Below are 25,358 nucleotides of genomic sequence, written 5' to 3'. Positions count from 1 at the left end.
CCCTAGGGATTGGGCTTATCCCCTTGTTCAGTGTGTTCGGTTTTCTCGGCCTTTTCAGCCTTTTCTGCTTTCTCAACCTTTTCAGCTTTCTCGGCTTTTTTAGCCATTTTTGCTTTGGCGGCTTCCTCTACCGATTCCACTTCTTTAAACAAGCTGATCACATTCCAACCCGGCTCGGGAACAAAGTGACCCTCGTCCACAAACACTTCCACTTTGCCTTCTGGGTCGACGCTGAACATTGGAATAACGTTGCCGGCGTTGGTAGCTTTGAAATCGTCAAAGCTAAATTCCTGGGTCATTTTAGTGGAGCGTATCTCTGCGCCCCTGGCCAATAAGCTGGCCAATTTGCCGTAGGTTAGCTCGTCGTTAAAAGCAATGTAGCCACGCTTCTCTGTGCCCTGCTGATGTTTTTCAGACAGTTTAGTTTCGGCGCTGGTTTGGACGGTATAAATCTTTGTAGCGCCAAACTCATTGCGGTAGTGCATACCCGCAACGGTGTTTTTATTGCGCTCCGGCGATAACGCCAGCAGGCGGCCGATGCCATCCAAATCCAAGCGCTGCTCGGCAAAATCGGATAACGGATCGCCGTAGAACGTTTCTAGCCCATCCATGCGGGCGTTTTTAATATTTTCGTAGTTGGAGTCGGTGAGCAGAACCCGCACCTTGTGTTTGCCTAAAGCCTGGGCAATTCTACGGGCAATGGGGTTGGCACCGACCACAATAAAGCCCTCCGGGCGTTTGGCGGATACACCCAACCAGCGAGCGATTGGCCGAGACGTTGCGCTTTGTAGCACCACGGTACCGACAATAATAATGAAGGTGAGCGGCACCAAAACACCCGCGTCTTCTAGGCCGGCATCTTCCAAACGAATGGCAAACAGCGCCGATACCGCAGCGGCAACAATACCGCGCGGTGCAATCCAAGACAGGAGAGATTTTTCTTGCCAAGTAAGATCGCTGCCCACGGCGGATGCCCACACGGATGCAGGCCGAGCCACAAATTGCATAACGGCCAACAACACCAATGGCGTAAAACCCAGGGCGAGAATTTCCGGTAATTGCAGCCTTGCCGCCAGTAGAATAAACAGACCGGACAACAACACCACGGTTAAATCCTCTTTAAAGTTGAGGATTTCGGAAATGTGGAGATTCTTTTGATTGGCCATCCACATGCCCATCAGCGTGACCGCCAATAGACCAGATTCATGGGCCAAGGCATTGGCTACGGTGAACACCACAAACACGGAAGACAGGGTGGCCAAATTTTGCAGATACTCCGGCACCCAGAAGCGCTTAAGTACCACACTCAGAGCGGCACCACCGCCGATGCCCAAAACGGAGCCCACGCCGATAATTTTGCAAAACGCCACTAGGCTGTGGCTAAAACCGCTGGCTTGGCCTTGAGAAATAATAAACTCATAAACCACCACCACAAACAGCGCGCCGATGGGGTCGATGAGAATCCCTTCCCAGCGCAGAATGTTAGCAATGGCGGCATTGGGCCGAACCGTGCGCAACATGGGCACCACCACCGTGGGGCCGGTAACCACGGTGAGCGCACCAAACAGCACGCTCAGTTCCCAGCTTAGACCAAACAGGTAATGGGTTGCCAGGGCCACCAACACCCAGCTCACTCCGGCACCAATTATAACCAGCCGCTGCACCACGCCCTTCTGCGCTCGGATCTCGTCAAAATCCAAGGTAAGGCTGCCCTCGAATAGAATCACGGCAACGGACAGTGAAATAAGCGGGAAGAGCAGATCACCAAATAGAGCGTCTGGGTCGAGCACCCCAGTAAAGGGCCCCATGATGATGCCTGCGGCCAGGAGAAATAAAATTGCGGGCAATCGCACGCGCCAGGCAATCCACTGGCAAGCAAAGCCAATTAGGCCGATCAAGGCCAGCATTAGGGGTATAGATTCGTTCACGGCAGGTCTTTCGTTTTGTAGTTCGGGACGAAAACCATACACGGCATCGGCTACTCGAACAATTACTCATATGAGTCACTGCTAGAGCGCTGGAACCCTAAATGCACAGGACACCCTACCACTGGTCGGAAAATAGCCCAACTGGCCTAGATTACGACTTTTTGGCACTTGCACCCACGTTAACTACTGTGATGGAATCGAACTTAACGCGATGCCAATGCCCGTCGCCGATGCTTGAGAAAGCCCTTATAAAACAGTCGCTTATTAGAATTTACACATAAAAATACTGCGGCTAATTCCAGTCAGTTTTTATAATTCCTGACAAATATCCGCTTTTTTTGGCAGCTCATACTTTTTTTACAGTTTGAGGTTTTATTACGCGCTAAACGGAGTAGAATGCGCGAATTGTGAACCAGATCAAACTTTCCAATGGCGACTATTTTGGAGAACAACGTGAAACGGATTTTAGCGACTTTAGTGCTTTTGATCTTGGCCCAAGCGACCTATGCATTACCCTTGGCTCAAACCACCGCCACCGCCTTGAATGTGCGCATAGCACCAGAGGGCTCTGTGGTGGTGTCACTACCACGTTATACCGTGGTAGGCGTGGTTGAGACACAAGGCGACTGGACCAAAATCATGTACTTCCCCGGCAGCGACCCGGCACCGGCCAAGCACGGTTGGGTGAGCACTTACTACCTGAGGGCCATTAAGCCCTCTAACAAACGCACTGAGGCCCAGCCTGCGCTGCCCGCCGATGAGATGCCTATCACCAACGATACGGCCTCTGCTAACTAGCTTATTATTCTAAAACGGCAGCCTTTCCGCTTTTCAACTTTGGCTTAAACTACCGGCTGATTAAGCTCGAAACCTTCGTCTAACCAACCGGTCACCCCACCAATCATCTTCTTCACTGGGCGCCCCAATTTAGCTAGGCGCACTGCGGCCTTGTCGGCTCCGTTGCAATGGGGCCCAGCACAGTAGACAACAAATAAAGTCTCCGCTGGGTAGCTCGCTAAACGCGCTTCACTTAACTGCGGATGCGGAATGTTGATTGCAGCCGGTAAATGCCCATTCTCATACAACGCCTCACCTCTTACATCCAGCAAAACGAAGTCCTGTCGGCTATTGCTCACGGCGTGGTTTACATCCCAACAGTCAGTCTCAAAGCGCAATAGGTTCTCATAGTGGGCTAAGGCTTCTGGGCTGGGGGCGGCGGCAGGTCTGGCAACGGCAGATGGCATGGTAATCTCCTTGAATATCTCTTTTGTTAATCATCGGTTGTTCGTAATCGATGTGGGCATTGTGCTGGTTCTGTGTTGGCGATCATATTGGCTTGTTTGACAACTATCGATAATATTGAGCCAATACCTACCCAAACCGCAGACACACCTCAACTCACCTTTTAATCTGTGTCCACCAATCAGTTCCGGTAGGCGAAAGCCAGAACCACAACCAACCGAGGCCAATATGCCAATACATAGCCCAATTCAATACGCGCCAGAGGAGTGTTCACAGCAAACCGCCTACAACAAGCGAGTCGGCATTTTGGCCAGCCACAACGGCGCCCTGTTTGAGCTAGGCAGTGCCGTGGAATTGTTTGGCCTAGCCCGGCCGGAGTTTGACAATTGGTACCATTGCCAAGTGATTAGCTTGGCCAGCAGCCCGCTCAATTACACCGCCGGCGTGGGCATTCACGCACACACGGTGAGCGATTTCTCAGGCTACGATCTAATCGTCGTGCCGCACTGGTCCACGGCAGAAAAACCACACCACAACAGCCCGGCTCACCGCCACCTAAAAGCAGCCGCCGCCGCCGGCTGCCAAATTATTTCATTTTGTTCCGGGGCGTTTTTATTGGCCGAGTGCGGATTATTAGACGGCAAAAAGGCCACCACCCATTGGCGCTTCTCCGAGCGGTTTCAGCAGAGATTCGGCCAAGTGCAATTCGCCAAGGATGTGTTGTACGTGTTTGACGGCCAAATTGGTTGTTCAGCGGGCAGTGCCGCCGGTTTAGATTTGGGGCTAGAGGTTATTCGCCAAGACCACGGTTATCAAATTGCTAACCAAGTCGCCCGGCGCCTGGTAATTTCCGCCCAGCGCCAAGGCGGGCAAAGTCAATTTGTGGAAACACCCATGCAAAAAACACCGTCTAAATTCAGTGCCACTTTGGATTGGGCTCTGGCCAATTTGGATCGCGACATTGATATCGATCGTCTGGCAGAAAAGGCCAACATGTCTCGCCGAACTTTTGATCGTAAATTTCGAGCCAGTTTTCAGCTATCGGCCAACCAGTGGTTGATTATGCAGCGGCTTAATATGGCCAAACAAAGGCTGGAAGAATCCAACTTGCCACTGGACCGAATCGCCGAGCAAACCGGCTTTAATAACGCGATTACGTTGCGTCATCACTTTAATAAAATCTTGGGGATTTCGCCCTCGGGCTACCGAGCACAATTTGCGAAGACGCAATAAATACGGCGTTATTTTTGCCGTTTAAGAAAGGAAAACAAGCTCTTTTTAGTTTTACCCACTTGTCTAAAGAGATATTGGTCACGAATTTGCGCGATGTCGATATCGAATTTTCCGGGCTCTAAATCCCGGGCGATTTCCACCACTTCAACATCCACCAGCGTGCGCGAGGACTCCACCATTTTTTTATGGCGCTCTTCAAGCTCGGCCAAGTCCAGTAAACGAGGATTATCCAACCGCTCGCGCAGCGCATCCATTACCACCATAACCTTGGGCTTTAACCGGCGGGCAAAATTTTGTTCCACCACCACGGCGATTTCACCATTGGATAATTCAACCAAGGTACCCGTTGGATAAAGACCAATAGCGCGAATAAATTCCACTACTAGTTCTTCTTGGAATTCGATGTCGCGCATTTCATACAGTTTCGCCACGGCCTTGGAAGGTGCCAGCGGTTGGGCTTGGCCGCGAGCGTTTACCACGCTGTCGTAGTAGGTAACGATGCCGGCGATTTTCCCCAACAGTGGAATTTTATCGCCGCGTAAATGCTGTGGAAAACCACTGCCGTTAATACGCTCGCAGTGGGTTTTAACCACGCTGATCATACGCGGCTCAACGTTGGGGGTAGTGCGTAGGATTTCTACGCCATGGTCGATGAACTTTTCAAACTCTTTAAGTTCATCTTGGTTGAGATCGGCGCGGCTGAGTAATTTTTTGTTTACCCGAGTTTTGCCCACATCTTTTAGCAACACCCCCATGGCCAGGGTGTTCAAATCATTCATGGATAAACCGATATGGCGGCCAAATACAATGGCCCAAACCGCCGAGCGCACGGCGTGAGCGTAGGTGTGCTCGTCGACTTCTTTGACACGGGTTAACCAAGTAAAGGCGTCTGGGTTGCGCAGCACGCTGTCTACCATATCACTGGCGTAGCGCTTTGTTTCAGAGATGGGAACGGAATCGCCGTTACCAATTTGTGATACCACTTCGGTCACCGCATGGTACACACGCGAGTGTAATTGTTTGGCGTTGTTAATTTCCGAGCCTAGGGGCTGTTCCACCGGGCCATAGGCGTTGCGCCTTATTTTTAGCGGCCCCACGTCAATTTTGGAGCGATCGCTTTTACCGGCCCGAGACAGCGGCTGTTTAACCCCGCCATTACGCGGTGCCAGGGTTTTGAGGTTAGTTTCCACCGGCCCCTTACCCTTCACCATATCGATGTAGACATGGCGGCAATGGGCTTTTAACTCGCGGATCTCTTCCAAGTCACGGACGTAGAAGCCCTGCAACGGAAAGGGGGTTTGGCTCCATGGGCGATCGAGGCCGGACACAAACATGCCCACCAACAACTCGTTCACATCGACCTTAACCTGCTTTACACCCAAAAATTTCACCCACTAGCAATAGATTCAGCTTGGTCCTTGCGCTGCCAAAACCCGCTGTAACAACGCTGTGCTTACGCAACAAATCGGCTGCACACCGCCCTATACACACTATAGAGTACCGGCTTCCCTGGATAACGAAGACTCTCCCAAGACAAGAGCGGCTAAATAATGGGCAAACGGTTAACACATGACTTAACACTAATATGCACAATGTTAACACTAAAGAGGCGACCCTGTGGATGATTTATAAAAGGTTAACAATCAACAACGAAATCGACTAAGTGCGCGGCTGTAAATGGACGTGCTCTGGCAGGGTAAGCAAAAGCAGCGCGAAGGGAGTAACCTGCGGATTAACAGTTCCTAACCCGCGAGGCGACTAAAGAATACGCTGGCCCCGTGGAAGTAACGGCCGGCGATTTGATTAAACGTTATGGTATTGACCAGAAAGCTCGTGTACCGCGTCAAAGAACGCACCGGCGTGGGCCGGATCTACCTGAGGTGTAACACCGTGGCCTAGGTTGAAAACATGGCCGGTTCCGGTACCGTAACCGGCGAGAATATTACCCACCTCCTGGCGAATGCGCTCGGGCTTAGCGTATAGGATGGCTGGATCCATGTTGCCTTGCAGAGCAACCTTGTCACCCACTCTGGCCCGGGCCTGGCTGATGTCAGTGGTCCAATCCAAACCCAAACAGTGGGCGCCGCTGTCTGCCATAGCTTCCAACCACTGGCCGCCACCTTTGGTAAATAAAATTACCGGCACGTCGCGGCCATCGTTATGCTTGGTTAAACCCGCGATAATCTTCTGCATGGGATTTAACGAAAATTCTCGGTAAGCAGCGTGGGACAGCGCACCACCCCAGGAATCAAAAATCTGTACCGCCTGGGCACCAGCAGCAATTTGCGAATTTAAATAATCGATGATGGAAACCACCAGTTTATCCAGCAAACGGGTAAAGGCTTCCGGCTCGTTGTACATCATTGCCTTGGTGGCTCTGTAATCTTTACTAGAGCCGCCTTCTAAAATGTAGGTGGCCAACGTCCATGGACTACCTGTAAAACCAATTAACGGTACTCGACCGTTTAACTCTCGGCGTATCAAACTCACCGCATCCATCACGTAGCCCAAATCGGCCTTAGCATTTACCACCGGCAGCGCTTCCATATCTGCCACGCTGGTCACGGCTTTTTTAAAGCGGGGGCCTTCCCCGGTTTCAAAATACAAGCCTAAGCCCATGGCATCGGGGATGGTTAAAATATCGGAAAATAAAATTGCCGCATCCAACGGGTAACGCGCCAGCGGCTGCAGAGTTACCTCACAGGCGAGCTCAGCGTTTTGGCACAGGCTCATAAAATCACCGGCTTTGGCGCGGGTGGCGCGATACTCTGGCAAATAGCGGCCGGCCTGACGCATCATCCACACGGGGGTAACGTCCACGGGTTGTTTCATTAATGCGCGGAGAAATCGGTCGTTTTTTAATTCGCTCATGCTGAACTCACTGCTGTGATCATGGCCAGTACAATTTTACGGGCCTCATTTATTTCATACAAAAACAGGGCCGAAGCCCTGTGTTTTTGTGCGCTGAAGTGCTTACACTTCTAGGTAGTCGAGTATGCCTTCTGCGGCTTGGCGTCCTTCCCAAATGGCGGTTACCACTAGGTCGGAGCCACGCACCATATCACCACCGGCAAATACTTTGGGGTTGGTCGTTTGAAACTTGAACTGCTGCTCTTCTTCTGCAACCACGCCGCCCCAATCGTTGACTTCGATATCGTGGTCATCAAACCATTTTTCTGGGCTTGGGCGGAAACCAAAGGCAATCAATACCACATCGGCGTTAATGACCTCTTCACTGCCCGGCACTGGCTCTGCGCGACGACGACCGTTTTCATCGGGCTCACCCATGCGGGTGGTGACCATTTTAACGCCTTCAACTTTGCCATCGCCGACGATTTCAATGGGCTGACGGTTAAATAAAAATTTAACGCCTTCCTCGCGCGCGTTGGTTACCTCACGTTTGGAACCCGGCATGTTTTCTTCATCCCGACGGTAGCCACAGGTAACACTTTTGGCGCCCTGACGGATGGAGGTACGGTTACAGTCCATGGCGGTATCGCCACCACCGAGCACCACAACACGCTTGCCTTTTACGTCGATGAAATCGGCCGGGCTTTTTTCAAAGCCCAGGTTGCGATTTACATTGGCCACCAAAAACGGCAGCGCATCGTACACGCCGGGCAGTTCTTCACCGGGGAAGCCGCCTTTCATGTAATTGTAAGTACCCATACCCATAAACACTGCGTCGTAGTCGTCGAGCAGTTTTTGCATGGCAATATCTTTGCCCACTTCGGTATTCAATCGGAACTCGATACCCATGGCGGTGAAGATTTCACGGCGGCGGGTCATCACCGATTTTTCCAGTTTAAATTCTGGAATACCAAAGGTTAGCAGGCCGCCGATCTCTGGGTATTTATCGAACACCACCGGGCGCACACCATTGCGTACTAGTACGTCGGCACAGCCTATGCCTGCCGGCCCGGCGCCAATAATAGCCACGCGCTTACCGGTGGGCACCACCTTGGACATGTCCGGCTTCCAACCCATGGCGAAAGCGGTATCGGTGATGTATTTCTCGGCATTACCAATGGTTACTGCACCGAAGCCGTCGTTCAGCGTACAAGCGCCTTCACACAAGCGATCCTGTGGGCATACTCGGCCGCACACTTCCGGCAAGGAGTTAGTTTGGTGGCTGAGTTCGGCGGCCTCAAACAAGTTGCCTTCGCTTACCAACTTTAACCAGTTAGGAATAAAATTGTGTACCGGGCACTTCCATTCACAGTAGGGGTTACCACAGGCTAAGCAGCGGTGTGATTGGTTCTCTACCTGATTTTTCGAGAAGGGCTCGTAAATTTCCACAAACTTGTGTTTGCGGGTATGGATGTTCTTCTTGTGTGGGTCTACACGACCCACTTCAATAAACTGAAAATTGTTATCTAGACGTTCTGCCACGGTTAGTACCTCCGAATTCTTGGGCGTGGTTGGCGGCTTATTCGCCGCGCTTTTTCACGCTGTTCAGCAAGCCAGCCAAGTTAGCTGCCTTGGGCTTAACCAGCCAGAATCTGCCGAGGTAGTCTTCGAAGTCCTCAAACAATTCCTGACCCCACGCGCTGCCGGTTTCCTGGACAAATTCTTCAATCACCTTACGTAGGTGATGACGATGGCCCTCGGTGGCTTCCCTGTGGATACGTTGGATCTCGATTAATTCGTGGTTGTATTTATCCACGAAGGTGTTGGTTTGGTCGAGTACGTAGGCGAAACCACCGGTCATACCGGCACCGAAGTTAACACCGGTTTCACCCAGCACCGTCATCACACCGCCGGTCATGTATTCACAGCAGTGATCGCCCGCACCCTCCACTACCACGTGGGCACCGGAGTTACGCACACCGCAACGCTCGCCGACGCGGCCTGCGGCAAACAATTTACCGCCAGTGGCACCGTACAAACAGGTGTTACCCATAATGCTGGTTTCACGGCTGGCAAAACTGGAACCCTCGGGTGGCCGCAGCACAATTTTACCGCCAGCCATGCCTTTACCCACGTAATCGTTGGCGTCGCCTTCCAGATACAACTCCAAGCCACCGGCGTTCCACACACCAAAACTTTGGCCGGCCACACCGGTTAAGTTCAGTTTAATGGGCGCATTGGCCATGCCTTGGTTGCCATAACGCTTGGCGATTTCGCCACTCACCCGGGCACCGATGGAGCGGTCACAGTTGGTGATGTGGAAGTTAAATTCGCCACCGGATTTAGACTCGATAGCGGGCAGTACTGCCGCGACGATTTCTTCAGCCTTGGCACCGGTATCAAACGGCACATTGCGCTCTACCTGGCAGCTCTGCGGCTTGGTTTTTAGGAAGTCGTCGGTGTGCAAAATGGGGCTTAAATCCAACTTGCCGTGCTTCTTGGTATTGCCTTCAATGGCTTCGAGCAGCTCTACGCGCCCGGTCAGTTCACCGATGCTGCGCACGCCGATCATGGCCATCCACTCACGGGCTTCTTCGGCTACGAAGGTGAAGAAGTTCTTGGCCATTTCCACGGTACCGATGTAGTGGTCCTGACGCAGATCATCGCGCTGGGTAGCGACACCGGTGGCGCAGTTGTTGAGATGACAAATACGCAGGTATTTACACCCCAAAGCTACCATAGGCGCGGTACCAAAGCCGAAGCTTTCTGCACCTAGAATAGCCGCTTTAACCACATCCAGACCGGTTTTTAAGCCGCCATCGGTTTGTACCCTAACCTTGCCACGCAGATCGTTGGCGCGCAGGGTTTGGTGGGTCTCAGCTAGACCCAGCTCCCACGGCGAACCGGCGTAACGGATTGAGGTTAACGGGCTGGCCGCAGTACCACCGTCGTAACCGGAGATGGTAATTAAATCGGCGTAGGCCTTGGCCACTCCGGCGGCGATGGTGCCGACGCCGGGGCGAGATACCAACTTTACGGAGACCAATGCCTTAGGGTTAACCTGCTTAAGATCGTAGATTAACTGAGCCAAATCCTCGATGGAATAAATATCGTGGTGAGGCGGTGGCGAAATTAGGGTAACGCCGGGCACGGAATAACGCAGCTTGGCGATTAGTTCGTTGACCTTTCCGCCGGGCAGTTGGCCGCCTTCACCGGGCTTGGCACCCTGGGCCACTTTAATTTGCAGTACTTCGGCGTTCACCAGGTAGTGCGGTGTCACACCAAATCGGCCAGAGGCGATCTGCTTAATTTTGGAGCTTTTAATGGTGCCATAGCGGGCCGGGTCTTCACCACCCTCACCGGAGTTAGAACGGCCACCCAAGGTATTCATGGCTTCGGCCAGGGCTTCGTGGGCCTCCGGTGACAGGGCACCCAGGGACATGGCTGCCGAGTCAAAGCGCTTGACGATTTCACTGACGGGCTCCACCTCCTCTAAAGGAACAGAGTGCAAGCCGGGCTTAAAGGTCAGCAGATCACGCAAGGTTGCGGTTGGTCGTTCGTTTACTAGAGTGGCCACATCACGCCAGGCGTTGTAATCGCCGGATTTCACCGCTTTATGCATGGCGTGCACCACATCCGGGTTGTAGGCGTGGTATTCCTGGCCGTGCATGTATTTCAGGATACCGCCGGGCGCGATGGGCTTGCGGTTGATCCACGCATCGGCGGCCATTAGGCGGGCATCGTCTTCGATATCGCTAAACTCGGCGCCTTTAATACGGCTTGGCGTACCGGTGAAGCATAGGTCGACCACTTCATCGGCCAAGCCAATAGCTTCGAACAACTGCGCACCACGGTAGGAAGCGACGGTGGAAATCCCCATTTTAGAGAGGATTTTCATCAAGCCCTTGTTGATGGCACGACGGTAATTTTTGTACGAAGTGTCGATGTCCACCAGTACTTCGTGGGTGTGCACCAAATCGTTGAGGATGTGGTAGCTCAAGTAAGGGAATACTGCGGTGGCGCCATAGCCTACCAAAGCCGCTACCTGATGCGGGTCACGGGCGGTACCGGTGGAGACGATAATGTTGGCATCGCAACGCAGGCCCACCTTAGTTAGATGGTGGTGCACCGCGCCGGTGGCCAATAACGCATGGATGGGCAACTGGCCCTTTTCTACGCCGTAATCGGACAGAATCACGATAACCGTGCCGCCACGTACGCCCTGCTCTACGTCTTTGCACAGGCGCTCAATGGCAGCCTTAAGACCAATTTCGCCGGGGTTGTAGTTCAGACCAAAACGCTGGGCTTGGTAACCCGGTCGATTGTTGTCTTCCAGTGCGCGCATCTTGGCCGGCGACAATACCGGAGAGGTTAAGATGATGCGGTCGGCGTGGTCGGAGGACTCCTCAAACACCGATAGCTCGCGGCCGATGCAGGTCTCCAGAGACATAACAATGGCTTCGCGCAGCGGATCGATGGGTGGGTTGGTCACCTGGGCGAACTGCTGGCGGAAGTAATCGTAGGGCGTGCGTACCTTGGCCGACAGCACTGCCATGGGCGTGTCATCCCCCATGGAGCCTACCGCCTCTTGGCCACCTTCGGCCATGGGTCGCAGTACCTGGTCACGCTCTTCACTGGAGGCGCCGAACATTTTCATGGCGACATGAGTACCCTGGGTATCCAGGTATTTTTCTTCTGGCTCGGCATTCAGTGTGGACTCTAAACGCAGGGCGCGGGAGCGCAGCCACTTTTTGTAGGGGTGGCTGTTTTTCAGTTGATTGTCGACGTCTTCGGTGTGGAACAACTCACCAGTTTCGGTATCCACAGACAAAATTTGGCCAGGGCCCAAACGGCCTTTGGCAACCACGTCTTTAGGATCGTAATTGTAGGTGCCCACTTCCGAGGCCACGGTGATGTGATCATCGTTGGTGATTACCCAGCGCGATGGACGTAGGCCGTTGCGGTCTAGGGTACACACGGCGTAGCGGCCGTCGGTAATTACCAAACCGGCTGGGCCATCCCAGGGCTCGATGTGCATTGAGTTATACTCGTAGAATGCACGCAGGGCTGGGTCCATGGTTTCGACGTTGTTCCATGCCGGCGGCACCAGCATGCGAACGGCGCGGTGCAGCTCCATACCGCCAGTGACCAGGACTTCTAGCATGTTATCCAAACTAGAAGAGTCAGAGCCGTCGCGGTTTACCAGTGGGGTAATTTCTTCAAGGTCTGGCAATAGCTCACTGACAAACTTAGGCGTACGCGCCACCGCCCAGTTGCGGTTACCCATGATGGTGTTGATTTCACCGTTGTGAGCAATCATGCGGAATGGCTGGGCCAGCGGCCAACGCGGCAAGGTGTTAGTAGAGAAACGTTGGTGGAACACGCAAATCGCGGTTTCCATCTGGTCATTGGCCAAGTCCAGGTAGAACTTGTCGATGTCCACCGGCATCATCAGGCCTTTATAGGACAGCACGCTCTCACTGAGGCTGGCAATGTAAAACGAGGCGTCTTCCGCCAGGCGAATTTCAGCCTTACGGCGAGCCATAAACAGCTTGGCGTTTAGGTGCTGCTTGTCGAGATCACCGGCCTGAATAAACAGGTGCTTAAACACAGGGATCGACTGCAATGCCAGCGGTCCCAAACAGCTAGGGTCCACCGGAATGTCACGCCAAAATACGTCGCTCAAGCCTACGGCGGCCAGCTCTTCAGCGACTACCGCGAGGCTGTGCTCTGCCTTGGCAGCGTCTTGGTTGACCTGCAAAGAAGCGATGCCGTAGCTGGCATCCAGCTCGCGGCCACAGTCGCTCTGGGCAACTTGGCGCAAAAAGCCATCTGGCTTTTGCAATAATAGGCCGCAACCATCACCGGTTTTCCCATCGGCGGCAATACCGCCACGGTGGGTCATGCAAGTGAGGGATTCAATGGCAGTTTGCAATAACTTGTGGCTAGCTCTGCCCTTTAAGTGGGCAATAAGGCCAAATCCACAGTTATCCTTAAACTCATCTATGTTATAGAGGCCATGGCTCATAGGACGGTCTCTCGCTGTTGCTACGGGAATGAACGACGGTCGTCGGCGACGCTAATGCAAGTGGTTTACCAGATAGCGCAGGACGGGCCTGTGCCAGCCTCCCGAACCGCTGGCACCAGACTAAAAGGCCCCAAAAAGAATGGGGCCAGTAGCGTAAGGGCGCACGATGTTACCCGCTTGGCACGATCATGGCAATCACCAAGCAGAAGTTAACGTTTAAATGTCTTGATCTTCGCCGATTAAGGCTGAAATTTACTGATTTTCAATCAAAATCCGCTTTATATCTTCGGTCTTTCTTGGCCAAACACCGTCTTTTTGTTGGTCTTTTGGCAGGTATTTCACTGCAGATCGCGCCGCTTCTGGGCTGGCATAGTTGCCCTGCAGCAACACAAACCAACTTCCAGAGCCGCGTTTAATCTCTGCGATACGCAGTGAATCACGGTTAGATTGATCATCCACAAAAGCCTGCAAACCCTCGGCCTTTGAGGCGGCTAATATCTGTAATACGTAGCGACCATCAGGCAGATCATTAATGGAGCTTGGCGCCCTAGCCGACGGCGCCGGTGCCGACTCCACCGGTTGCGCTTGTTCTGGCGGCACCAACCGAATATCTTGCTCAGGTGTCGCCTCTGTCGCATTTCCAGATGCAATTGGCGTACCTTGTTGCGCCTGACCGGTCACCAAGGGCTCAGCAACCGCCTCGGACTGCTCGTTAATGGCCTCGGTAATCGCCTGGGACACCTCTGCGGCCACTTGCGGTTCCGCCTCTGCTGCACGATTGGCAATAATCGGCTGGACGCTGTCCGAGCCATTGGCATCATAATCCAGGTTACTGGCATCCTGCTTGGTGATATCGCTGGCCATGTCCTGGGCTATTTTGGCCTCGTTAGCGGCCTGGGCTGCAGAGCCTTTGGAATCGTACACCACCACATCGGCTTGTTTCTCAAAGGTGGGCGCAGTAGCCGGCTCTTCACCGCCAAATAGACGCTCGCCCACCAATACCATCAACAATAGGCACACCACCAAACCAACGATCAAAGCCAAGTGCATTGGCGGCAACCCCAGACTTCCCTTTTCCGGTATTGATGTCACTCTTTCCTCCCGCAACTGGTCATCCAGCTGCTCAAATATCTTTCTTACGTTAATGCCGGCATCGCTAATAATGCCCTCTAACACATCCTCGGTTATGGGGCTGTCACCGGACAAGCCATACAAGCGCAGCTGAATATCGCAAAAGTTTTGCCACTGCTCCACGGTAACCACGGCCAATTCGAGGTCGTAGATCATGACCTCGATGTTGTTGAGCGCATCCAAACGCTCCACCAACTTGCTGCTGCCAGCCAAGACCGACTTTAACGCCGACTCCTGGGCCCCCGACGACATCAGACTGAGTAAAACGGCCAGCACTTGATCGCTGAATGCCTCGGCGTTATCCAACAACAAAACCGGCGGGTCTTCACATTGGGCTAAGTGCTTACGAATGGCGGCGATCTGCGCGCCAACGCTGTCGGACATGGACAGAGATTGCGCGCCCAATTGCGCTACCAGAGCAGCCCAAAACTCGTCCTCGGCTTCGGCGTAATCCGCCGCATCCATCATTACCAGCTGAGGTATTTCAGCTAAATCCAAAGACAACTTGGTTAAAAAGAAGGTTTTACCCGCACCCTTACCGCCAACCACCACCAGTAATTGATCACCGTAGCGGCACAGGTGGGCCGCCCGCTGCACTTGGTTTTCGCGCAAGGGTGATATGAAATCTGCACTGGCGCAGTCACCAGGCGTAAACGGCGAGCCCGACAGTCCCAATTCTGTCAGGGCATCATTAACCACAGGGTCGTGGGACATGAAAGGTTTTTTCTCGTTGTTGATGTGCGCCTTCAATTACCGGCGAGCTTGCTCGGCCGGCAAACGGCTAACCTGAATGGTTTTGTGCAACAGGACTTTGGGCACTTCACTGGTGACCATCGCCTCCCCCAAACCTTTCAATAATACCAATCGGATTTTGCCATCCAATACTTTTTTATCCACCGACATCAAACTCAAATATTGCTTATCGGTGATCTCGGCCGGTGTTACTACGGGCAACTTGGCCTTCAGCAACAATGCCTGGGTGCGATCAACCACGGATTGATCCAGCATACCCATACGTCGAGACAGATCCGCCGCCATCAACATGCCGGCAGCAACGGCTTCGCCGTGCAACCAAACACCGTAACCCATGGCGGTTTCGATGGCGTGGCCAAAAGTATGCCCTAAATTTAGGATGGCGCGAATCCCCCCTTCGCGTTCATCCTGGGCCACCACTTCGGCTTTGATCTCACAAGAGCGGTGAATTGCGTGGCCTAGAGCCTGTTTATCACACGCCAGCAGGGCATCCATATTATCTTCAAGCCAGGCAAAAAACTCGGCATCGGAGATCAAACCGTATTTGATGATCTCCGCAATACCGGCGGAAAGCTCCCGCTCTGGCAGTGTTAGCAGCACATCGGTATCAGCCAGCACCGCTTGGGGCTGGTAAAAAGCCCCGATCATATTCTTGCCCTGGGCGTGATTAACGCCGGTTTTGCCACCCACACTGGAATCCACCTGGGACAACAACGTGGTGGGCACCTGCACAAAGGGCACACCGCGCTGATAACAGGCCGCAGCGAAACCGGTCATATCACCCACAACGCCGCCCCCCAAAGCCACTAAGGTGGTGGTTCTGTTTTGGCGATTGGTCAGCAGGGTATCGAAAATGGTGTTGAGCGTGGTGAGATCTTTGTGCTCTTCGCCATCCGGTAGGTTGATGGTGATGATTGAATGATCAGGCAGGCTGTTGCGGATCAGCTTGAGGTACAAGGGCGCAACCGTGGTGTTCGACACCACGCACACTTGCTTGGCTTTGATATGTTTAGCCAGTAAGCCGTCTTGTTTCAGCACCGAGCCAATATAGATTGGATAACTGCGCTCACCCAAATCTACGTTGAGTTGCTTCATGGTAGGACACCCCCGTTTTCGTAGCGGGGAATCTATCATACTAGGGCCTGTTGACACTAATTTGGCACCACTGCTAGAGGCTACGCGCCCCGGGTAGCTTATCGTTCAACTAGGCGCCAAGAGTGAAATGTAGTGGGCCTACATAAGCGATTGGCAACAACGTTGAGCGGGAAGCGGGTCGGGGGCGCCCAGCCCTAGCCCTTCGGGTTGAGCCAGGAAATAGCCCACTCGTTGTTGCTCACCGCTTATTTGGGCCCACCAAACTTCGCGGTTCGCGCCTAGATTGGACTATTTCCTGACTCAACAGAGGCTCCAAATTAGCGTCAACAGGCCCTACAGCCTATTGACACTAATCTAGGGCCGGTTGATTTGATACTACGGCCGGGAGATGCAGCTCAGCCTAGACGCGTTCGCCCAACTTTAGCTGAGAAAGGATGGAATCCGCTACGGTTTTAGGCGATTTGTGGTCGGTGATGACTTTGGCCTGGGCCACCTCTTCGTACCAGTGGCCACGGGCTTTGATCAGTTCGACAATCTTGGACCGAGGATCATCCACCTGTAACAGAGGGCGCTTGCGATCTTTGCGGGTGCGTTTTACCAATTGATCAATACTGGCGGTGAGATAAACCACGTTGCCGTTTTTCAGCAGCAGTTCACGGTTTTCGGGGCGGGTTACGATGCCACCGCCGGTGGCCAGCACTAAGCCCGGCTCGGCGATTAGATCGCGCAGCACCGTGGCCTCGCGGTTGCGGAAGCCCTCTTCACCCTCAATATCGAAAATCCAGGGTATATCGGCACCGCAGCGCTCTTCAATTTCCTGATCGGTATCTTTGAATTGGCGCCGGGTGGCTTGGGCTATTAATCGGCCGATGGTGGATTTTCCCACCCCCATCGGCCCTACTAGGATGATATTACTGCTGTCGTCCACTGCTACTTTATTATGCCTACTGGCGGTGCACGGGCTGCTCCAGCAAACGAGGCGTAATAAAGATTAGCAGTTCGTTTTTCTCGGTATCGCGCTGCTTACGTTTAAACAGGTTACCGACCACTGGTATGTCACCCAACAACGGCACCTTGGTGGTTGAGTTGGTTTCTACGGACTGGAATATACCACCCAACACGATGGTCTCGCCATTTTTTACCAGCACTTGGGTAATTACTTCGGTCACATCAATGGTTGGCGCACTGCTCGCACCGAAGGCAACCACCTCACCGATGGCGTCTTGGTTAACCGCCAAATCTAAAATAATGTGGTCATCCGGGGTGATTTGCGGCGTTACTTCCAAGCGTAAAGTGGCTTCACGGTAGGCCGTGGTGGTAGCACCACTAGAAGAAGCCTGCTGGAATGGCACCTCGGAACCCGAGCGGATGGTAGCGGTTTGCTTGTCACCGGTAACCACTTTAGGCTGAGAAATGACCTCACCAAAGCCTTCGGACTCTAGGGCCGACAGTTCTAAGTCCACCAGGAAGTTGTCGGTTACATAACCGAAGGCGATGTCGCCGGCCGGGCCAGTAGCACCCAGGTCCACAGCGCCAAAGTCACCGCTGAGCACGCCGCTGTCGAAGGCCAAATCTTGCGCGGTGTTACCGCCGACGTAGGCACTGCCTTTATCGTTGGTGTCCAGATAGCCAGTGGACCACTGCACACCCAGGTCGCGGGAGAAGTCAGTACTGGCGGTAACGATACGAGCTTCGATCAACACTTGACGAATTGGGATGTCGATCTGGCTGATCAACACTTTGAATTCGGCAATTTTGTCTTCGGTGTCGGTCAAGATGACCGAGTTAGTACGCTCGTCAATGATGGCGCTACCGCGCTCGGACAGAATACTGGCGGTGGCGGTCTCGCTGCGGCGACCACTACTGCTGCTGCCGTTACCGTTGCGGCCGTTTTGGCCTACATCGAATAACTCAAACAGCTCTTTAACGTTGGCATACAGAATACGGATATGCTCGGTGCGCAAGGGTGCCAGCTCTTGCAACTGCTTGCGGGTTTCCAGTTCCTGGCGCTCGCGATTGGCGATCTCCTGGGCTGGGGCAACCATTAGCACGTTACCAATTTGGCGCTTATCTAAGCCCTTGGCTTTCAGCACGATATCCAACGCCTGATCCCAAGGCACGTTCTCCAAGCGCAGGGTAATACGGCCAGATACGGTGTCACTTGCCACCAAGTTAAGGTCGGTGAAGTCGGCAATCAACTGCAATACGGCACGCACCTCAATGTCCTGGAAGTTAAGCGATAACTTCTCACCCACAAACTGGAACTTGGTGCGTCGATCTTCTTCCTCTTGAGCGGTCAGCGGCTTGACGCTGATCACGTACTCTTGGTCGGCCTGGTAGGCCAAGTACTCGTACTCGCCCTGAGGGTCGATTTTTACTTTGGTGATGCCCGCCTGGCTATCGGTGTCAATAAAGCTCACCGGGGTGGCGAAATCGGTCACGTCTAAGCGGCGACGGAATTCATCCGGCAGGTTAACGTTTAAGAAACTCACCTCAATACCCGAGGCGGTCTCTTCCACATCAACATTTACGGCCGGGTCAGACAGACGAATGATCACGCGGCCTTCACCGGCTTCGGTACGGCGGAAATCAACATCGGTAATGTTCACCTGGCCCACCGCGTAGGTGGGCTTAGGTGACGCTACCGCCGCCTCAACGTTGCCTGCGGTGCTGGTGAGCGCAGTGGTGGTACTGGTGCCCTCTGAACCCACAATGATAGAGAAGTTAGCACCGTCTTTTTGCGTTGAGTAAGCCGAGGCCTCGGTCAGATTTAAAATCAGACGGGTGCGGTCTTCAGCGGTAAGCACAATGGCGCTTTCGGCATTGCCAAAGGCCAGGGGATAGCGCTTTTTGTCCAGCTTGCTGGCGGTATTGGGGAAATCCAACACAATGCGCGCCGGCTGTTCGATGATATAACCCACAGGGTCTTCCGGCGGCTGGTTAAATTGAAGATTAACTTCAAATTTTTGCCCGGGCAGGGAAGAAAACTGAATGTCGTCTAACGATACCAGTCCCTGTGCGTGGCTCATGCTGGCGACGACCAACGCGACAAGCGCGCCACACAGTCTCGTTACGACAGATAAGTTTAACTTAAACATAGTTTATTCCTGCACTGAAAGCTCTAAGGTACGAGGCCGCTCCACCCAGCCATCGAGACCGTCGGATACAATTTCGACCACGGTCAATTGCCCCGGCGTAGTGGCAACGATTTTCCCGTGATCACGTCCTAAATAATTGCCGTTGCGCACTCTATGAATGCCACCCTGGCGATCGTCAATCAAAGCCCAAAGGGTTTTGTTTAACTCCAAAGTGCCAACCATGCGCAAGGACTCCAATGGAAAATCTTCCAGGTATTCTTTGCGCCGAGTTAAATCCGGCTTAATGTTGCTGTTACCCGACCCGTAATACAAATCCAGCGCCTTAACCGGTGGTTCAAAGGGGCTGCGCTCGGTAGATGCCGAATAGGTAAACGCTTCGTAGGGTCGAAAACTGGGTAAGGGTTCGATGGCGCCCGCCGGCCGGCGTTTGGTTTCGTCGATAAACTGCTTAAGATCGGCATTGCTATCACCACCACAGCCCGACACCAACAGTGCCGCCAGGGTAACCACAACCGGCAATCGAACCTGGGTAGGCGCCATTACAATCTGTTTTAACACGGTAATATCCATTTCCAGCGCTCCTACTCTTGCGGCTTGTAGCGGTAGGTTTTGGCTTGGATGGTCATATCCAAGGTGCCGCGCTCTGCTTTTTTGATGGTGTAATCGTGCAGGGTAACAATCCGAGGCAAGCCTGCAACACCGCTAACAAAGGCACCCAATTGGTGGTAAGTGCCAACCACATGAATGGATATCGGCAGCTCTACGTAAAACTCTTTCATTTGTTCGGTTTCGAGCTTAATACTTTTTATCTCTAAGCCAGCGGTGGCGCCACGATCGGTGATGTCTTCCAACAAACCCGGCACTTCGGATTCTTTCGGCAACTGATTCAGCATGGCACCGAAGGCTTGATTCATTTCCGCCATTTGCGCACGGTAGGCTTCCAGGTTGGCGGCCTCGTGGGCGCGGCGATTAAAGGTAGTGCGCAGCTCTTGTTCTTTCTTTTGGTTGCGTTCCAGCTCCATGTTGAGGTCTTTAACCTTAAACATGTAAACACCGCCCACAATTAGGGCGAAGGCCACCACCCAAATGAAGATACGGCCTGCCAGCGGCCAGGAGCCGATGCGCTCGAAATCGAGATCGTTAACATCGAAATCTTTGAGCTGATCTAGGGTATCGGAAAGTGCCATTATGCGCCCTCCTCTTCAGCTGCTTTCGGCGTGGAAATTTTTACCGTCATGTTGAAACGGTTGGGGCTGGAGTCATCGCCATTTTGGCGAATTTTGTTCACACTCAGCAGATTAGGCGAATTAAACCAAGGGGACTCATCCAGCTGGCGCATCAAAGACGACACTCGGTTATTGGACTCGGCCACGCCGGTGAACGACATTTTAGGGCCTCGACGAGTTAATTCCGTGATGTAGACGCCATCCGGAACTTTGCGCACCAAGTCATCAAACACGCGCACAATTTGTGGCCGGTTACCCTGTAAGTCTTGGATGACTTGCATCTGATCAACCAAGGCGTTGCGCTGTTTTTTCAGTTCTTTGATTTCATCTACCTGTTTGCGCAGGTCGGCGATTTCTCGGTTGAGCATATCGTTGCGCAACTTTTGCGCGTCAATCTGACCATTTGCAAAACTTATCCAGCCAAAGCCTGCGGCCCCGGCCAGGGCGGCTACAGCCACCAGCACCGTGTAAAACTGTTTCTTTTTCTCTGCCCGCAGCTCGTCGCGCCAGGGCAGGAGGTTAATCTTTGCCATTATTCGAAGCTCCTCAAAGCCAGACCAACGGCAATCATCAGCGCCGGGGCATCGTTGGCTAAATTGACGGAGTTCACCCGAGACGACACCGACATCTTGGCAAACGGGTTGGCCACGGTGGTTTGAGTGCCCAGCTTCTCCTCCACCAAGTCGGCCAAGCCTTCCAAGGTAGCAACACCGCCGGCCAACACAATGTGGTCAACGTCGTTATACTGGCTGGAGGAAAAGAAGAACTGCAGTGAGCGGGTAACCTGTTGCACTACCGCCTCTTTGAAAGGCTCTAATACTTCAAGCTGGTAGTCATCCGGCAGGCCGCCCTGCTTCTTGGCTAAGCCGGCCTCTTCGGTGGATAACCCGTAGCGGCGCTGGATTTCTTCAGTCAACTGCTTACCACCAAACAACTGCTCGCGGGTGTACACGGTTTTGCCGCTTACCAGCACGCTGAGGGTGGTCATGGTGGCACCCACATCCACAATGGCGATGACTTGATCATCATGCTCCTCAAGCTGATCCGCGATCAGGCCAAAGGCACGCTCCATGGTGAAGGCTTCAACGTCGATGATTTTGGCTTCCAAGCCTGCCTGCTCCAAAACCTCAACTCGCAAATCAACGTGCTCACGGCGGCAGGCCGCCAGCAACACATCGACTTGGCCTTCGGTGGTGGCCGAGGAGCCTTGAACTTCAAAGTCCAAGGCAACCTCTTCTAAGGGGTATGGAATGTACTGGTCGGCTTCTAGGGTGATCTGGGTTTCCAGCGCATCGTCTGATAAGCCACTGGGCATTTCGATATTCTTAGTGATGACCGCCGAGCCAGATACCGCCACTGCGGAATTCTTAATTTTGGTTTTACCCAACACCACCAGGTTGCGCAGCACTTCGGCTACGGCCTCCACCTCGTTGATGTTTTTTTCCACCACAGCATTGGGCGGCAATGGGCGTACCGCGTAGCTTTCTACACGATAGCCGCTTCCTTGCCGGCTTAGCTCTACAAGCTTGATGGCGGTGGAGCTGATGTCCAGCCCCAGCACCGGTTTTGGCTTGCTTTCAAAGATACCGAGAATACCCATTTTCCTATCTATTTCCGCCACTTAGCTAGAATTTATGTTATAGCACTTTAAAATGAAGGTGCAATATAAGAACCAATAGTTAATGAAACAAAAAGCTCTTATAATGATCTAACTCACGTTTAACCACTCAATTCACTCTTTTCGCCAGTCACTCATGCCTCGAGCCAAGTCAGTACTTTCTTTCTTTTTCTGGTCCGCCCTTACTGTTATCGGCGGACTATGTATTTCTTTGGCCGGTATGTATCTCTACCTGGCACCCAACTTGCCGCCGGTGGAGTCCCTCAAGGACACCGACTATCAAATTCCGCTGCGCATCTATTCCCAAGACGGCGAAATGATCGGCGAGTTTGGTGAAAAGCGCCGCAGCCCAATCACCTTCGAGGAAATCCCTCAGCCATTCATAGACGCCATATTGTCCGCCGAGGATGACAGATTCTATGCCCACGGTGGGGTCGACATTAAAGGCTTGTTACGCGCCGTTACGCAACTGGTACAAACCGGTGAAATTCAAGGCGGTGGCAGTACCATCACCATGCAGGTGGCTCGAAATTTTTTCCTCACCCGTGATCAAGTATTTACCAGAAAATTCAACGAGATCTTATTGGCGTTGCAAATTGAGAGGGAACTCACAAAAGAAGAAATTCTATCCCTGTATCTCAATAAAATTTATCTCGGCAACCGCGCCTACGGAATTCAAGCAGCCGCACAGATTTATTACGGCAAAAACATCAATGAGTTGAGTTTAGCGCAATTTGCGATGATCGCCGGCTTGCCCAAAGCACCCTCTGCTTACAACCCCATTGCCAACCCATCCCGCGCACTGATCCGCCGCGATTGGATTCTCTCGCGCATGCGTGACTTAGGTCACATTAATCAGAACCAATACGCAGAGGCCGTGGCGGCGCCTATTACCGCAGAAAATCACGGCTCCATCATCACCACAGACGCCCCCTACGTGGCAGAAATGGCGCGCAAAGAAATGATCAACCGCTACGGTTTGGCCGCCTATACCGATGGCTATCAAGCCTTTGTCACCGTAGATAGCCGGTTACAAAAATCCGCTGAAGCGGCCATCATCAACGGGCTAGAATCCTACGATGTGCGACACGGCTATCGTGGCCCAGAAACCAGCTTTACCCCTCAGGCCGTGGGCAAGGAATTAATTGCACTCAGCACGTTGGCCCCCAAGCTGGAAACAGAGTCCGAACAAGCCAGCACCGCCATCGATGCCGGCACCGAGCGACCAAGCACCGACGACGAGACACTGGTAGCGTTTCAGTCCGCGCGTTACGAGCTGGAAGACTGGGTGGCACAGTTACAGGCGCTGCCCACCTACGCCGACCGCTACCCGGCCGTGATCACCAAAGTGGGCGACGAAAATCTCGAAGCTTTACTGGGTAACAATGAGTTAATTCGCCTAGATAAAACCCAAGGGCTGGAAAAAGTACGGCCGTTTATCAACGAAAACAGACGCGGTCCGGCCTACGAAACGCTGAAGGAATTTTTAAACCCAGGTGACGTTATTCGCGTTAAGCGAGAAAACGACCAATGGCAATTCTCGCAGATACCCCAGGCCCAGGGCGCACTGATTGCCCTGGACCCAAAAAATGGAGCGATACGCGCCATGGTGGGTGGTTACGACTTCGGCCAAAGCCACTACAACCGCGCCGTGCAAGCCACCCGTCAACCGGGCTCTAACTTTAAGCCGTTTATTTACAGTATTGCACTGGAAAACGGCTACACGCCTGCCACGGTGATTAACGACGCACCAATCGTTTTTGACGATGCCAATCTTGAAGATACTTGGCGGCCAGAAAATTCCACCGGCAAATTCTATGGCCCAACACGATTGCGTAAAGCCCTGTACAACTCGCGCAATCTGGTTTCAATTCGAGTTCTGCGCAGCGTTGGTGTTAGTACCACCATCAAGCAACTGGGCAAATTTGGTTTTAACACGCGCCAATTCCCACACGATCTATCACTGGCGCTGGGTAGCTCGGCACTAACGCCACTGGAAGTTGCCGCCGGTTACGCCATTCTGGCCAACGGTGGCTATCGCGTTGAGCCATTTTTAATTGAGCGCGTGTTACGCGACAATCAATTAATTGACCTAGCTCGCCCTGCCACTGTGTGCGATGAACAATGCCTAGAGCAAAAACAATTGGCCGAAGCCGAAAGCCAACTCAACCAAGAGATTTCGGAAGTTAAGGTTGAACAAGACGATCCGCTTTACGCGCAAACCCTGGAAGAAAGCGCAACCGAAGAAGCCGCCGCCCTGACTGAAGAAGAGCTTCTGCAACAGCCCCTACCAGAAGCAGAGCGGGTGATGGACGAGCGCACCAATTACCTGATCAACTCCATGCTGCGCGATGTCATCACCCGCGGCACCGGCAGCAAGGCAAAAGTGTTAAAACGCAGCGATTTAGCGGGCAAAACCGGCACCACCAACGGCCCCACAGACGCTTGGTTCTCGGGTTACAACGCCAGCCTCGTTGCCACCACTTGGCTGGGCTTTGACCAAAACCAAAACCTAGGCACGCGCGAGTTCGGTGGCTCGGCGGCGCTGCCCATCTGGATCGACTTTATGCGCGATGCCCTGGCCGGAGTTCCCGAATATCTACCACGCCAACCCGATGGCATTGTTTCCGTAAAAATTAATCCCGATACCGGCGAGCGAGCCCTGCCCGGAGACCCAGACGCTATCTTTGAAGTCTTCCGAGAAGAAATGGCACCCGCCGCCATCGAAGGCAACCAAGGCACTTCCAAGGTGGCCGACTCCATTGAAGAGCTGTTTTAAACAGCCAGTTGTATTGCCCCAACGGGCAAACAGCAGGCGAAAAAAAAGCGCCGAATGGCGCTTTTTTCGATTTTGGAGGCAATCAAGATTACTTCTTGATGCGGCCGCCAAAACGCTTGTTGAAACGATCGATACGACCGCCAGTATCTACCACTTTTTGCTTACCGGTGTAGAAAGGGTGGCAAGAAGAGCAAACATCTAAGTGGATGTCTTTGCCCAAGGTAGACTTGGTTTTAATGGTGTTACCACAACCACAAGTGGCGGTGATTTCGCTGTAATTTGGGTGGATATCGGCTTTCATAGTCGTTAGCTCACTCGTTTTTGTGCCGCCACCCAAGCTTGTGTTGGGCACCGCACAACGGTTAATGTTAAGCGTT

General features: G+C 53.1%; 18 protein-coding genes. 3 read left to right on the top strand and 15 right to left on the bottom strand.

Features of this window, described 5'->3' with window-relative positions; genetic code table 11:
• Positions 1-2 precede the first annotated feature (2 nt).
• On the bottom strand, positions 3-1,928 hold the full coding sequence (locus ACGHM3_RS02035) for a sodium:proton antiporter (protein ID WP_345419260.1): 1,926 nt from the start codon (positions 1,926-1,928) through the stop codon (positions 3-5).
• A 453-nt stretch (positions 1,929-2,381) separates the two neighbouring features.
• Here ACGHM3_RS02035 and ACGHM3_RS02030 point away from each other — a divergent pair, with 453 nt between their 5' ends.
• Positions 2,382-2,726: a hypothetical protein gene (locus ACGHM3_RS02030; RefSeq protein WP_345419256.1), complete on the top strand. Its 345-nt coding sequence runs from the start codon at positions 2,382-2,384 to the stop codon at positions 2,724-2,726.
• A gap of 44 nt (positions 2,727-2,770) precedes the next feature.
• On the opposite strand, the gene ACGHM3_RS02025 is transcribed toward ACGHM3_RS02030, so the two are convergent.
• A complete protein-coding gene (locus ACGHM3_RS02025; protein WP_345419253.1) occupies positions 2,771-3,172 on the bottom strand; it encodes a rhodanese-like domain-containing protein in 402 nt (133 codons plus the stop codon).
• 226 nt (positions 3,173-3,398) lie between these two features.
• Here ACGHM3_RS02025 and ACGHM3_RS02020 point away from each other — a divergent pair, with 226 nt between their 5' ends.
• Positions 3,399-4,403 (top strand): helix-turn-helix domain-containing protein, encoded by a 1,005-nt coding sequence (locus tag ACGHM3_RS02020; RefSeq protein ID WP_345419250.1) that lies wholly within the window; start codon positions 3,399-3,401, stop codon positions 4,401-4,403.
• An 8-nt stretch (positions 4,404-4,411) separates the two neighbouring features.
• Here the strand turns inward: ACGHM3_RS02020 and ACGHM3_RS02015 are convergent, their stop codons facing one another.
• From ACGHM3_RS02015 to ACGHM3_RS01960, 12 genes are all read right to left on the bottom strand, one after another.
• A complete protein-coding gene (locus tag ACGHM3_RS02015; RefSeq protein ID WP_345419247.1) occupies positions 4,412-5,785 on the bottom strand; it encodes a DUF3391 domain-containing protein in 1,374 nt (457 codons plus the stop codon).
• 421 nt (positions 5,786-6,206) lie between these two features.
• Positions 6,207-7,274, bottom strand: coding sequence for a uroporphyrinogen decarboxylase (hemE, locus tag ACGHM3_RS02010; RefSeq protein WP_345419245.1), 1,068 nt, complete (start codon positions 7,272-7,274; stop codon positions 6,207-6,209).
• A 102-nt stretch (positions 7,275-7,376) separates the two neighbouring features.
• Entirely contained in the window at positions 7,377-8,795 is a 1,419-nt protein-coding gene (locus ACGHM3_RS02005) for an FAD-dependent oxidoreductase (protein WP_345419243.1), read from the bottom strand.
• Positions 8,796-8,832: 37 nt separating this feature from the next.
• The gene (gene gltB / locus ACGHM3_RS02000) at positions 8,833-13,281 is read right to left on the bottom strand and encodes a glutamate synthase large subunit (RefSeq protein ID WP_345419240.1); all 4,449 of its coding nucleotides are present in this window, start codon (positions 13,279-13,281) and stop codon (positions 8,833-8,835) included.
• Positions 13,282-13,533: 252 nt separating this feature from the next.
• Positions 13,534-15,126 (bottom strand): AAA family ATPase, encoded by a 1,593-nt coding sequence (locus tag ACGHM3_RS01995; RefSeq protein WP_345419238.1) that lies wholly within the window; start codon positions 15,124-15,126, stop codon positions 13,534-13,536.
• A 36-nt stretch (positions 15,127-15,162) separates the two neighbouring features.
• On the bottom strand, positions 15,163-16,260 hold the full coding sequence (gene aroB / locus ACGHM3_RS01990; protein ID WP_345419235.1) for a 3-dehydroquinate synthase: 1,098 nt from the start codon (positions 16,258-16,260) through the stop codon (positions 15,163-15,165).
• A 400-nt stretch (positions 16,261-16,660) separates the two neighbouring features.
• Positions 16,661-17,188: a shikimate kinase AroK gene (aroK, locus tag ACGHM3_RS01985; RefSeq protein ID WP_345419232.1), complete on the bottom strand. Its 528-nt coding sequence runs from the start codon at positions 17,186-17,188 to the stop codon at positions 16,661-16,663.
• A 16-nt stretch (positions 17,189-17,204) separates the two neighbouring features.
• Complete coding sequence (locus ACGHM3_RS01980) at positions 17,205-19,358, bottom strand: type IV pilus secretin PilQ family protein (RefSeq protein WP_345419228.1); 2,154 nt, start codon at positions 19,356-19,358, stop codon at positions 17,205-17,207.
• Between the two features lie 3 nt (positions 19,359-19,361).
• Entirely contained in the window at positions 19,362-19,928 is a 567-nt protein-coding gene (locus ACGHM3_RS01975; protein ID WP_345419225.1) for a pilus assembly protein PilP, read from the bottom strand.
• Positions 19,929-19,939: 11 nt separating this feature from the next.
• Complete coding sequence (locus tag ACGHM3_RS01970) at positions 19,940-20,545, bottom strand: type 4a pilus biogenesis protein PilO (protein ID WP_345419222.1); 606 nt, start codon at positions 20,543-20,545, stop codon at positions 19,940-19,942.
• The gene (locus ACGHM3_RS01965; RefSeq protein WP_345419220.1) at positions 20,545-21,117 is read right to left on the bottom strand and encodes a PilN domain-containing protein; all 573 of its coding nucleotides are present in this window, start codon (positions 21,115-21,117) and stop codon (positions 20,545-20,547) included. The genes ACGHM3_RS01970 and ACGHM3_RS01965 overlap by 1 nt, the downstream gene beginning before the upstream one ends.
• Positions 21,117-22,184 (bottom strand): pilus assembly protein PilM, encoded by a 1,068-nt coding sequence (locus ACGHM3_RS01960; protein ID WP_345419217.1) that lies wholly within the window; start codon positions 22,182-22,184, stop codon positions 21,117-21,119. The genes ACGHM3_RS01965 and ACGHM3_RS01960 overlap by 1 nt, the downstream gene beginning before the upstream one ends.
• A 154-nt stretch (positions 22,185-22,338) precedes the next feature.
• Between ACGHM3_RS01960 and ACGHM3_RS01955 the strand changes: the two genes are divergently transcribed.
• Positions 22,339-24,981, top strand: coding sequence for a penicillin-binding protein 1A (locus ACGHM3_RS01955; protein WP_345419213.1), 2,643 nt, complete (start codon positions 22,339-22,341; stop codon positions 24,979-24,981).
• Positions 24,982-25,069: 88 nt separating this feature from the next.
• Here the strand turns inward: ACGHM3_RS01955 and rpmE are convergent, their stop codons facing one another.
• On the bottom strand, positions 25,070-25,282 hold the full coding sequence (rpmE, locus tag ACGHM3_RS01950) for a 50S ribosomal protein L31 (RefSeq protein ID WP_345419210.1): 213 nt from the start codon (positions 25,280-25,282) through the stop codon (positions 25,070-25,072).
• Positions 25,283-25,358: the final 76 nt, after the last annotated feature.

It is taken from the genome of Halioxenophilus aromaticivorans, assembly GCF_042850945.1.
Lineage (GTDB): Bacteria > Pseudomonadota > Gammaproteobacteria > Pseudomonadales > Cellvibrionaceae > Halioxenophilus > Halioxenophilus aromaticivorans.
The sequence above is the reverse complement of the archived record's forward strand: the minus strand, read 5'-3'. Positions and strand labels throughout refer to the sequence as shown.

Coding starts and splice junctions, on each gene's coding strand:
- ACGHM3_RS02025 (WP_345419253.1), bottom strand. CDS start 3,172: ATGCCATCTGCCGTTGCCAGACCTGCCGCCGCCCCCAGCCCAGAAGCC.
- ACGHM3_RS02020 (WP_345419250.1), top strand. CDS start 3,399: ATGCCAATACATAGCCCAATTCAATACGCGCCAGAGGAGTGTTCACAG.
- hemE (WP_345419245.1), bottom strand. CDS start 7,274: ATGAGCGAATTAAAAAACGACCGATTTCTCCGCGCATTAATGAAACAA.
- gltB (WP_345419240.1), bottom strand. CDS start 13,281: ATGAGCCATGGCCTCTATAACATAGATGAGTTTAAGGATAACTGTGGA.
- ACGHM3_RS01995 (WP_345419238.1), bottom strand. CDS start 15,126: ATGTCCCACGACCCTGTGGTTAATGATGCCCTGACAGAATTGGGACTG.
- aroB (WP_345419235.1), bottom strand. CDS start 16,260: ATGAAGCAACTCAACGTAGATTTGGGTGAGCGCAGTTATCCAATCTAT.
- ACGHM3_RS01980 (WP_345419228.1), bottom strand. CDS start 19,358: ATGTTTAAGTTAAACTTATCTGTCGTAACGAGACTGTGTGGCGCGCTT.
- ACGHM3_RS01975 (WP_345419225.1), bottom strand. CDS start 19,928: ATGGATATTACCGTGTTAAAACAGATTGTAATGGCGCCTACCCAGGTT.
- ACGHM3_RS01970 (WP_345419222.1), bottom strand. CDS start 20,545: ATGGCACTTTCCGATACCCTAGATCAGCTCAAAGATTTCGATGTTAAC.
- ACGHM3_RS01965 (WP_345419220.1), bottom strand. CDS start 21,117: ATGGCAAAGATTAACCTCCTGCCCTGGCGCGACGAGCTGCGGGCAGAG.
- ACGHM3_RS01960 (WP_345419217.1), bottom strand. CDS start 22,184: ATGGGTATTCTCGGTATCTTTGAAAGCAAGCCAAAACCGGTGCTGGGG.
- ACGHM3_RS01955 (WP_345419213.1), top strand. CDS start 22,339: ATGCCTCGAGCCAAGTCAGTACTTTCTTTCTTTTTCTGGTCCGCCCTT.
- rpmE (WP_345419210.1), bottom strand. CDS start 25,282: ATGAAAGCCGATATCCACCCAAATTACAGCGAAATCACCGCCACTTGT.